The sequence below is a fragment of the Parabacteroides sp. AM17-47 genome (genome assembly GCF_003434625.1).
In the GTDB taxonomy this organism is placed as follows: domain Bacteria; phylum Bacteroidota; class Bacteroidia; order Bacteroidales; family Tannerellaceae; genus Parabacteroides; species Parabacteroides distasonis.
The window spans coordinates 106,315-117,672 of sequence record NZ_QTLI01000008.1 but is presented as its reverse complement, the minus strand read 5'-3'; the positions used below and the strand labels follow the sequence as shown (position 1 = coordinate 117,672).

Annotated in this window: 9 protein-coding genes; all 9 read right to left on the bottom strand. The window is 51.7% G+C overall.

Going from position 1 to position 11,358, the window contains the following annotated elements:
• Positions 1-109: 109 nt before the first annotated feature.
• Positions 110-1,819 (bottom strand): acyl-CoA dehydrogenase family protein, encoded by a 1,710-nt coding sequence (locus DW205_RS08070; protein WP_005865287.1) that lies wholly within the window; start codon positions 1,817-1,819, stop codon positions 110-112.
• 2 nt (positions 1,820-1,821) lie between these two features.
• Positions 1,822-2,841: an electron transfer flavoprotein subunit alpha/FixB family protein gene (locus DW205_RS08065; protein WP_005865289.1), complete on the bottom strand. Its 1,020-nt coding sequence runs from the start codon at positions 2,839-2,841 to the stop codon at positions 1,822-1,824.
• Between the two features lie 4 nt (positions 2,842-2,845).
• Positions 2,846-3,751, bottom strand: coding sequence for an electron transfer flavoprotein subunit beta/FixA family protein (locus DW205_RS08060; protein ID WP_005865291.1), 906 nt, complete (start codon positions 3,749-3,751; stop codon positions 2,846-2,848).
• Positions 3,752-3,905: 154 nt separating this feature from the next.
• Positions 3,906-4,385 carry an AraC family transcriptional regulator gene (locus DW205_RS08055; RefSeq protein ID WP_005865293.1) on the bottom strand — a complete coding sequence of 160 codons (480 nt, stop codon included), beginning with the start codon at positions 4,383-4,385 and terminating at the stop codon, positions 3,906-3,908.
• Positions 4,386-4,568: 183 nt separating this feature from the next.
• On the bottom strand, positions 4,569-5,948 hold the full coding sequence (locus DW205_RS08050) for an MFS transporter (RefSeq protein ID WP_005865295.1): 1,380 nt from the start codon (positions 5,946-5,948) through the stop codon (positions 4,569-4,571).
• 111 nt (positions 5,949-6,059) lie between these two features.
• Positions 6,060-7,169 carry a hypothetical protein gene (locus DW205_RS08045; RefSeq protein ID WP_008778512.1) on the bottom strand — a complete coding sequence of 370 codons (1,110 nt, stop codon included), beginning with the start codon at positions 7,167-7,169 and terminating at the stop codon, positions 6,060-6,062.
• On the bottom strand, positions 7,166-10,018 hold the full coding sequence (gene gcvP / locus DW205_RS08040) for an aminomethyl-transferring glycine dehydrogenase (RefSeq protein ID WP_005865299.1): 2,853 nt from the start codon (positions 10,016-10,018) through the stop codon (positions 7,166-7,168). The genes DW205_RS08045 and gcvP overlap by 4 nt, the downstream gene beginning before the upstream one ends.
• A 12-nt stretch (positions 10,019-10,030) precedes the next feature.
• On the bottom strand, positions 10,031-10,669 hold the full coding sequence (locus DW205_RS08035; protein ID WP_005865301.1) for an MBL fold metallo-hydrolase: 639 nt from the start codon (positions 10,667-10,669) through the stop codon (positions 10,031-10,033).
• Positions 10,666-11,358, bottom strand: a complete 693-nt coding sequence (gene rsmG / locus DW205_RS08030; RefSeq protein ID WP_008778511.1) for a 16S rRNA (guanine(527)-N(7))-methyltransferase RsmG — start codon at positions 11,356-11,358, stop codon at positions 10,666-10,668. The genes DW205_RS08035 and rsmG overlap by 4 nt, the downstream gene beginning before the upstream one ends.

Below are 11,358 nucleotides of genomic sequence, written 5' to 3'. Positions count from 1 at the left end.
GCCCAGTATAAGGAGCTTATAATGCCCATTGTAATAAATAAAGAAAGCGAGGCTTCTATCTGGTTGATAATCAAGTCTCGCCTTCTTTGTTATGTAGAATGATAGTTGTTTATCGTTGTCTGTATGAGATCAATTCTTCTGGGTTGAATCGTCCGATATAACCCTGATGTTTCTCAATCTCAGCCTCTACGTAATTGGTGTAAACAACCGCGGACTTAGCGAACAGCTCCGGCGCTTTCGTCGCATCTTGGATCAATAGATGAGCCATGATGATATCAGCGGCCATCTCCATCAAGCGGCGAGCCACGAAATCGAGTAATTCCTGATCTTGAGACTCTTTTACTTTCGCCATGCTAGCCTCGAACTTATTAGCCATCTCTACTAAACGAGCCTTCAGCGGTTCCATCTCGGCAGAGCAAGGGATCGCCTCGAATTCACGGATGGTAGCTAGGTAAGACCCGTTTGTCACGTAACGTATGGCCGCTACGGTCTGCAATTGCGTCGTGCCTTCATAGATGGAGGTGATACGGGCATCGCGGTAGATACGTTGGCAAGCATACTCCATCATAAAACCGGAACCTCCGTGTATTTGGATGCAATCATAGGCATTCTGGTTGGCGTATTCGGAATTCATACCTTTTGCCAACGGGGTGAAAGAATCCGCCAATTTGGCGTATTGCTTCTGTTCCTTACGCTCTTCCGGAGTCAGTTTGCGCTCACGGGCGATGTCGTCCAGTGCCTTGTAAATATCCACGTAACGAGCGGTTTGGTATAACAACGCACGTCCGGCATCCAGCTTCGCTTTCATGATGGCGAGCATGTCGTAAACAGCGGGGAAGTCGATGATTGCCTTACCGAACTGCTTGCGGTCTTTGGCGTAGGCCAATCCTTCGTTGTAAGCGGCTTGGCTGAGGCCTACCGATTGTGCGGCGATACCTAGGCGCGCGCCGTTCATCAAGGCCATCACGTATTTGATCAAGCCCAGTTTGCGATCGCCACAAAGCTCAGCTTTCGCGTTCTTGTAAACTAATTCGCAAGTAGGAGAGCCGTGGATTCCCAATTTATTCTCGATACGGCGTACGTTTACGCCCCCTTCCTGTTTGTCGTAGATAAACATGGACAAACCACGTCCATCCTTGGTACCTTCCTCGGAACGGGCCAATACGAGGTGAAGATCCGCGTCGCCATTCGTGATGAATCGTTTTACGCCGTTCAACCGCCAGCAATTCTCTTTCTCGTCGAAGGTAGCCTTTAGCATCACGGATTGCAGGTCGGAGCCAGCGTCCGGCTCGGTCAGGTCCATAGACATGGTTTCTCCTGCGCAGATACGTGGGATGAAACGGCTGTGCTGATCCTCGTTGCCGAACTCATATAAGGTTTCGATACAATCCTGTAATGACCAGATATTACCGAAGCCTGCGTCAGCCGCCGCTACGATCTCCGCGCACATGGTGTACGGCGTGATCGGGAAGTTCAAGCCACCGAAACGGCGAGGCATCGTCATACCGTTCAAACCGGCTTTTACCATCGCGTCGAGGTTTTGCTTCGTGCCGGAAGCATATTCCACACGGCCATTCGCGCAGTGAGGACCTTCGGCATCTACGCCTTCTGCGTTAGGGGCGATGATCTCTCCGGTGATCTCTCCGGTAATCTCCAGCACCTTATCGTACGAGTCTATCGCGTCGGCATAATCTTGTGGCGCATAGTCGAACTCTTCCTTGTCTCTGTACTCGCGTTCCTTCAGCTCGCAAATACGTTCCATCATCGGATTGTTCAAGTGATACTTGAGTTCCGGTATGTCTGTATAATAATTAGCCATCTTTACTTACTGTTCTTTTTGTAATACTTAATCATCTTAGGAATCACCTCTTCTACCGTACCATTGATTACGTAATCGGCGATCGTATTGATCGGGGCGTTCTCATCATTATTGATCGAAATGATGATACCGGCGTCTTGCATGCCGGCGATGTGCTGGATCTGCCCGGAGATACCGCAAGCGATATACAATTTCGGACGCACCGTGACACCGGTCTGACCGATCTGACGGTCGTGGTCGCAGAAACCGGCATCGACAGCCGCACGGCTGGCGCCTACCTCGGCGTGAAGCTCTTTCGCCAAATCGAACAATAAATTAAAGTTCTCCTTGGAGCCTACGCCATAACCTCCGGCCACTACGATCGGAGCGCCTTTCAGGTTGTGCTTCGCTTTCTCTACATGACGGTCGATCACCTTCACCACATAGTCTGTCTCGGGGACATACTTCGCTACGTCGTGGCGGATCACTTCACCTTTATAGTTCTCGTCAAGGACTTCTTTTTTCATCACGCCCTCACGAACGGTCGCCATTTGCGGGCGGTGTTCCGGGTTGATGATCGTGGCTACGATGTTACCACCGAACGCCGGACGGATCTGATATAATAAGTTCTCATAGGTAATACCCGCTTTTTTATCCTCGTGCGGGCCGATCTCCAAAGAGGTACAATCGGCCGTCAAGCCGCTTGTCAAGGCCGAGGATACACGAGGACCCAAGTCGCGACCGATCACCGTAGCGCCCATTAAGCAGATCTGCGGTTTCTCCTCCTTGAACAAATTAATCAAGATGGAAGAATGAGGAAGTGATGTATAAGGGAATAAACCCGGAGCGTCGAACACATGAACCTTGTCGACGCCAAAAGGCAATACTTGTTTCTCTACACCCTCAAGGCCGGAGCCGGCAACAATCGCTTCCAGTTGGCAGCCTAATTGATTGGCTAGCTTACGACCTTTGGTCAGAAGCTCAAGACTTACATCGGCAACGCTCGTGCCTTCTGTCTCACAATATACAAATACGTTGTTCATAATCTTATCCGATGGTGTGGTTAGCTAACAGTTCGACAATCAAATCCTCTACTTCTTGGTCGGAACCGGAGATCGTCTTGCTTTCCTTGGCTTGGAAGACGATGTTCTGGATCGCTTTTACCTTTGTCGGCGAACCGCTAAGGCCGCATTGAACCAAGTCTCCATTCACGTCGGCTACGCTCCATTCCTGGATATCCAGATACGGGCGGGTCTCGTACAATTCCGGGTAGCGAACGGTCGGTTCTCCATCTTGGTGACAGGCGGGTTGCGTGTTCCGTTCCTGTTTACCCATGGCGTATTTGTACTTCTGTACCAACTTCGCATTACGAGGACGGCAGGGAGCGGCGGAACCATTCACGGTGATTACGATCGGAAGCGGACCTTCCACGGTCTCGACACCCCCGTCGATATGACGTTTTACGGTGATACGTCCGGCCTCTTTATCTACGTTCAGGATTTCCTCGGCATACGTGATCTGGGTCAGTCCCAGTTTCTCGGCGACTTGCGGACCTACCTGTGCCGTATCGCCGTCGATCGCTTGGCGACCACCGATGATAATATCATAATCGTTGATTTTCTTGATAGCCGTGGCAAGCGCATAGGATGTGGCTAGCGTGTCGGCTCCGGCAAACGCACGGTCGGTCAACAAAAAACCGCCGTCAGCACCACGATACAAACCCTCGCGGATGATTTCGGCGGCACGTCCCGGGCCCATCGTCAGCAGCGTAACTGTCGTCCCGGGGTAAGCGTCTTTCAAGCGTAACGCTTGTTCCAACGCATTCAGGTCTTCCGGGTTAAAGATCGCGGGCAAGGCGGCGCGATTGATCGTACCGTCCGCCTTCATGGCGTCCTTTCCCACGTTTCGTGTATCCGGGACCTGTTTCGCTAAAACTATAATTCTTAAACTCATATTATATAGGAATATTAGATTTTTATATTGATGTAATACTTCTACTTTCTTGTTAATCTCGAGGTGCAAAAGTAATCAAACATTCTTTATAACAAAGAACTTTGCGGAGGAAATTGCACACTTGGCGTGTGTTTGAGCATGTATTGCCTGCTGATTACTCGTAGCAATGATAGGTTCTCTTCCGGTTTGAGCCCGGTTTTTTTTTCTCGACGCGCCATTCCCAAGGCTGCGATTTCGTCAGCGTGCGGAAGAACTTGGAGAATACCGAGGGCTGCGAGAAACCCAGCTTGGCGGCGATCGCGGTGATGCTCATGTCCGTCCGCTCCATCAGCTCCTGAGCTTCGAGGAGAAGGTAGCGGTTGCGCCATTCCATCGCCGACATGCCGCCGATGGCGAGGATGGCGCCCCGGAGCTCGCTGGTCTTGAGTTGCATTATGCGGGCGTATTCGCTGGTGTCCATCCGGCCGTACTTGCGGATGAGATAGGCGAAGAGATCGATCAGGTTGTTGCCCGAGGGGCGGTTGCCGTCGAAGTCAGGAGGGACGCCCATCCAAAGCTCTTCTTCGGTGGGTTTACGCTTGAAGACGGTGATAAAGACATCTTCCGGGGGGATTCTCTTGAATGTTTCTTCCATGATGATCTGTTTTAAGGTTGTTTTTTCTCAAGGATTTGATCTTGCGATTCTTCCGGGTCAAATCTACGGATTATGATTGGATATCGCAAGTCTTAAAGGTCAAATCCATGTGTTTGGATTAGATATTTTAGAACTACGAGGTCAAATCAAAGGTAATGGATTTGACCCCGTAGTTTTACCGGGTCAAATCTTTTGGCTATCCAGCCTCTTTACGACTTGTCCGTACACGATCAACGCTACGGCGGATACCAAGGCGATCGCACCGAAGTAATACCAGATGTAATGGGCGTTCGCGCTTGCCGCCAGCCATTCCTCGTGAGAGGCAAACAGGGTTGGCTCCGGGCAATACTTGCTTAAAAGGAAACCAGACAGCCCGAATCCGAAGATAGAGGAGAGGAAAGAATGCAAATGGCTGAATCCAAGATAAAGACCTTCCTCTCCCTTGGGTGCTTGCAAGGAGAAATACTCGAGGAAGCGAGGGGAAATGAACGTCTCCGCCAGCCCTTGGAAGACAATACCTACTACCATCATGAAAGCTACGGGATGCATGCCCAGTATATTCGTATTCCCGTCCAGCATATTCCCGGATGCCATGCAAAGGGCGGACACCGGCATGATAAACATACCGACCGTCATGGAGGTGAGCGCTGTCCGCTTCCGCATCATCTGCGTGACCAGATTGACCGTAAGCACGACGACCAGCGGGTTTACGTTGGCGTACCAAGAAGGAGAGGCCCCCTCGCCGGCCAAACGAAGCACGTATTTAGGCATCGTGGCATACAGCTGGTGCTGAACCATCCAAAAGCCTGTAATGATGAGGATCAAGATCAATAACCGTCCGTTACTACAAACCTTGATCAGGGCGTTCCAGATTTGCCCGAACGTCTTGCCCTCGCCCGAATGCTGAGTGCTTTTGTAGAAGAACCAGATCGCTATCAATGCGAGGAAGGTCATGCTCGCCGAGAAATAGTTCAAGGTAATCAACCCCTCGTTACCCAACGCCTCGCGAAGCGGCTTCACGATGGTCTTTCCGGAGAAAGCCCCGATATTTACCATTGCGTAGAAGATAGAGAAACCCTTCGCCCGGGTTTCCGGCGTAGTCTCTTTAGCGACTGTACCGGAGATAACGCTCTTGATAAAAGCCCCGCCGCATACGATCAAGGCCATGATAGGGATAATGCCGTACTGAAGATTGCTCTCCAGCAATCCCGTAAAGGTAGTCGTCGTGCTGTATTCAACAAGTCCGGCGGATTGAAGCCAAGTAGGGTAAACTGCCAGTCCTAGATAACCACAAGTTAACAAAGTGAAAGCCAGTAGCATCGAGTTGCGGAAACCGATCTTATCGGCCAATGCTCCGGCGAACGTGGGCAGCAAATACAAACAGGCGGAAAAGATACCGGCGATGCTGGCAGCCTGAATGTCGTTAAAGCCTAAGATGCGGCTAAGATAAAGGGTGATAACGATAAATACGCCATAATAAGCGGCTCGCTCGAACAACTCGACGGTGTTCGCTACCCAGAATGCTTTACTGAACTTGATTTTCTCTTGTTTCTTAGTTGTCATGATATTTTTATTAGTAAGATAGATTAGATGGATAAGTAAAAGAGGAGGCGCAGGTGAGAAAATGAAGAGCTGCGCCTCCTCGTCTTTGTTTTATCGTATAGTAATTACGAATTAGGGCTTTACGGTATACGGTTGGTGGATCGCCTTATCGAAAGCTTTCCAATGCTCATCCGTCATGTTGCCCGGCGTAAACAACGCCACGCCAGCCGCTCCGTTTTCCATGGAGCCTCTTACGGCCTCCTCGATCTCGGACGGGATCAGTCCGTGGCCTTCCGGGTCCTTGATATTCGCCTTGTTCTGCCAATCCTCGCAGATGAACAAACCGCTATAAACCGGCTTCTTGCCTTGCACGGAGGCTACTTCCTCTTTCACGATCGGAGCCAGCCAAGAAGCGTCCTCCAGATAGAAATCGTTATAATTCATCGGGAAGAAAGCGTCGATATTCCATTTGTTCCATTCTTGACGAACCATCCACTTGGCGTGAGAGTCCGGCCCCGGGAATACGGCGGCGCTCACTTTCTTGCCTTTGCCGTGAACCTCGTCGGCGATGCGGTTTACCAATTTCGTGATCAAGTCGCAACGGAACTGCGCCCATTCTGCGCATTTGGAAGGATCCTCTACGGATTTGATGTCGATACCGGTAGCGGCCTTGAAATCGGCCACGCATTTGTCACAGTAACAATAGTCCGCCGTAGGATATTCCTCGTCCATCACCAAGCCGTATTTTTCCCAAAGTCCGCGGGCCAGGATGACATCCACGTAACGGATATAATCCAGATGGATATAATCCACCTCCGGGATATCGGCTACCTTGCCATACAGATTCAGCAAGAACTCCGCCGTACCTTCTTGGTTCGGGCACAGGCATTTGTAATAAGGCACATACGCCTGTACGGAATAGGCCGACTCGCCTTTCCGGTTCACGGCGTAGAGGGTGGAGTCCAATCCATGTTGCAACATGGCGGGAATCCATGCGTGATATTCCATGCCATTGGCATGGGCCGCTTTGGCGGCACGCTGAATTTTCTCCGTGTCATGGCCGGCGTTGTAGCACATCCCGTCTACTCCGTGGGCATGCCATTTACTAAAGTCCGCCTGTAAGGTTTGCTCGGTTGTATTCCCACCTTCGCCTTGCCATGCGTAGACCTTGACTGTTTTCTCGGGAGCCTTGACGCAAGCCGTCAGAGCGACGGCCGCCAAAGCGATAAAGAGCTTCTTCATATCTCGCAAGCGCATAAAGTCGGTATTAAGTTACGATCGCCGTAAGCGTTATCTACACGGGCTACGTTAATCCAGAACTTGCTGTCGTGCAACCATTCCAGCGGGAAGGCGGCCTTCGTGCGGGGATACGCGTGTTTCCACTCGTCGGCGGTCACCTCGTATTCCGGATGCGGGGCATTCTTCAAGACGTTGTCCTCCTTGGATGCCTTGCCTTCCTCCACCTCCTTGATCTCGCTCCAGATACATTCCATTACCTCTACGAAACGATCCAGCTCGGCCTTGCTCTCGCTCTCGGTCGGCTCTACCATCAAGGTGCCGTGTACCGGGAAAGATAGGGTAGGAGCGTGGTAGCCGAAGTCCATCAAACGCTTGGCGATATCGCCCTCGTCGATGCCCGAACGCTCTTTTACCGTGCGGCATTCCAAGATCAACTCATGACCTACACGGCCTGTCGCTCCGGTATAAACGATACCGTACGTATCCTTAAACTTAGCGGCCAAGTAATTGGCGTTCAAGATGGCCGTCTTCGTCACTGTCTCAAGACCTTCCGTACCCAGCAAGCGGATGTAAGCGTACGTGATCGGCAGGATACCGGCGCTACCATAAGGAGCCGCGGATACCGTATTCAAGTCGCTGCCCCAAAGCACCGGATGCTGCGGCAAGAACGGAACCAGATGCTCGGCCACGCAGATCGGGCCTACGCCGGGACCACCACCTCCGTGAGGAGAAGAGAAGGTCTTATGCAGGTTCAAGTGACATACATCGGCGCCGATCGTACCCGGATTTGTCAATCCAACCTGCGCGTTCATGTTGGCGCCATCCATATAAAGCTGTCCTCCGCAAGCGTGAACGATGTCGCACATCTCCTTGATGTCCACCTCGAAGATACCATGCGTAGACGGATAGGTAATCATGCTGGCAGCCAGACGCTCCTTGTTCTCCTCGGCTTTCGCGCGGAAATCTTCCAGATCGATATTACCATTCTCGTCGCATTTAACGGTTACGGTCTTATATCCGCATTGGATAGCGCTGGCCGGGTTGGTTCCGTGGGCGGAAGCCGGAAGCAAAACGATATCACGATGGCCTTGGCCGATGCTTTCCTGATAAGCACGGATCACACGAAGACCCGTGTACTCGCCGGCGGCGCCGGAGTTCGGTTGCAACGTACAGCCCTTGAAGCCTGTGATCGTGCATAAGTAAGAAGACAGGTTCTCGATCAGCTCCGTATAGCCCTCCACTTGCTCCTCCGGAGCGTATGGGTGGATATTCATGAATTCCGGACGGCTGAGCGGCAGCATGGAGGAGGCCGGGTTCAGCTTCATCGTGCAAGATCCCAGCGAGATCATGGATTGAGCCAAGGAAACATCCTTTCGTCCCAAACGGGTGATGTAACGCATCAACTCGGTCTCCGTATGATATTTCTTGAATACGTCTTGCCGCAAGAAATCGGAGGTACGGGCGAATTTAGCGTCGAAATAAGTCTGGGCGGGGATAGACTCGTCCAGCATATAGTCTTTACCGGCGGCACCGGCGAAGATGTATAGTAATACGCCTATGTCCGTAGGCAATGTCGTCTCGTCTATGCTGACGCCCACTTGTCCGGCCTCGAAGTAACGCAAGTTCACCTTGCACTCCAAGGCGATCTCACGCAGCGCGTTCACCGACACGTGCGCGGGAAGCTGTATCTTCAAGGTATCGAAATAATCCTTGTTTAATTGCGTATATCCCAGTTTCTCCAATTCCTTGGCCAAGAATCCGGCCGTGGAATGAATCCGTCCGGCGATGTTACGCAACCCCTCCGCTCCATGATATACGGCGTAGAAGCCGGCCATGGTAGCCAACAACGCCTGAGCCGTACAGATATTGGACGTAGCCTTCTCACGTTTGATATGTTGCTCGCGGGTCTGCAAGGCCAAGCGATAAGCCGGATGGCCGTAAGCGTCCTTGGAGATACCGATGATACGTCCCGGGATCGTACGTTTATAATCGTCCTTCGTAGCGAAGAAAGCGGCGGAAGGACCCCCGTAGAACATCGGGATACCGAAGCGCTGGCTGCTACCGAATACGACATCCGCTCCCCATTCTCCCGGAGGAGTCAGCAATACCAAGCTCATCAAGTCGGCGGCTACGCCTACCTTGGCTCCGGCGGCGCCCGCACGGGCCACGAATTCCTTATAGTCCTCGATCGAACCATCCGCGTTCGGGAACTGTACGATGGCGGCGAACACGTCCGGCGTGAACTCGAATTTCTTATAATCGCCCACTACCACCTGGATGCCCTGCGGGATCATGCGGGTGTGGATGACGGCCAGCGTAGAGGCGAACACGTTCTCGTCGACGAATACCGTATTCGCTTCCGCTTTCACCTGCGCACGGCTGCGTGAACCATGGAACATGGTAACCGCCTCGGCTGCCGCGGTCGCCTCGTCGAGTAGCGAGCAGTTCGCCAAGGGCAATCCGGTCAGTTCGCAGATAACGGTCTGGAAGTTCAGCAACGCCTCCAAGCGTCCTTGGGATACTTCCGCCTGATACGGAGTATAGGAGGTGTACCAAACTGGGTTCTCGAATACGTTACGTTGGATCGGGGCCGGGCAAACCGTGTCGTACCAACCCATACCGATATAAGAGGTGAATACCTCGTTCTTGGAGGCCAGCTCGGCGATATGCTCGGCGAACTCACGTTCCGTCATGGCCTCCGGGAGGTTCAACGGCTCTTTCAAACGGATGTTGGCCGGAATGGTCTGATCGATCAACTCGTCCAAAGACTTCACGCCAATCGTCTCCAACATAGCGGGAATATCTTCCGCTGAGATGCCCACGTGGCGGTTTACAAACTTATTTGTGTCCATAATTCTAGTATTTTATAAATAAGGATTATTTAATTTCTCATCAATGATTCGTGTCTCGGGGCCATGGCCGGGGTATACCACGGTCTCGTCCGGCAACGACAGTAATTTGTCCTTGATAGCGGCAAGCAGTACATCTTGGTTGCCTCCCCATAGATCAGTACGGCCGATGCTTCCGGCGAACAAGGAGTCTCCTACGATCACGAAACCGTTCTTCTTGTTATAGAAAGCCACGCCTCCGGGCGAATGACCGGGAACGCTCAATACCGCCAGCTCGGATTTCCCGAACTTTATGATTTCCCCGTTTACCAGATATTTCCCTACCGGGATGCTTTTCGCCTTCATCGGCAGGCCGAATGCCTTGGCTTGCTCCTCGGGAGAGGGAAGGCCCTCCACGTCCGCTTTATGGGCTTCCGGGCTCAATCCGTAGGTGTCATGGATGAATTCGTTACCGAATATGTGATCCAGATGGAGGTGCGTACAAAGGTAACGTTTCAGCGTCAGCCCGTTTTGGGCGATAAAGTCGCTTACTTCTTTTTGTTCCTCTTTGCGCAGGCAGCCGCAATCGATAAGGACCGCCTCCTTGGTATCATCGTATAGCAAATACGTATTCTCGGAGAAATAGTTTACTTCGAAAGATTTTATCGTAATCATAAGGGTACGTACACTACTTTTTTAGTTTCAAAAAACTCTTCTTTAAAATGGTCTTTCAGATCCATGCTTATCGCTTGGTTCCGGAAAGGCAATATCTCGTGCGCCAGCTCTCCACCTTTCAGGCAAATCAATCCGTTGGGCAATGCGTTGATCTGTTCTTTCTTTATATTCTTGCGGACGATCTTTACCAGATCCGCCAGAGGCATCACGGCACGGCTTACCACGAAATCGAAAAGCTGCTTTTCCTCCTCGCCCCGGCAATGGCGGAAGGATACGTTCTCCAGCCCGATCGCCTCGGCCACGGCTTGTCCCACCTTGATTTTTTTCCCGATGCTGTCTACCAGATGGAAATGGGTCTCCGGGAATAAGATCGCCAAGGGGATGCCGGGAAAACCGCCTCCCGTACCCAGATCCATCACCGAGGAACCCGGCTTGAAACGCAGCATATCGGTGATACCCAGCGAGTGAAGCACGTGATGCGGATATAGGTTCTCGATATCCTTCCGTGAGATCACGTTGATCTTGGCGTTCCAATCCGTATATAGGTCATATAGGGCGGCGTACTGCTCTTTTTGCCGGTCGGTGAGATCGGGGAAATAAGATGTGAGAATTGAAAATTGAGAATTGAGAATTGAAAATTTCTCTGTATTTTGTTCCATAGGACATCTGTTTATAGGTTTATCTATCAT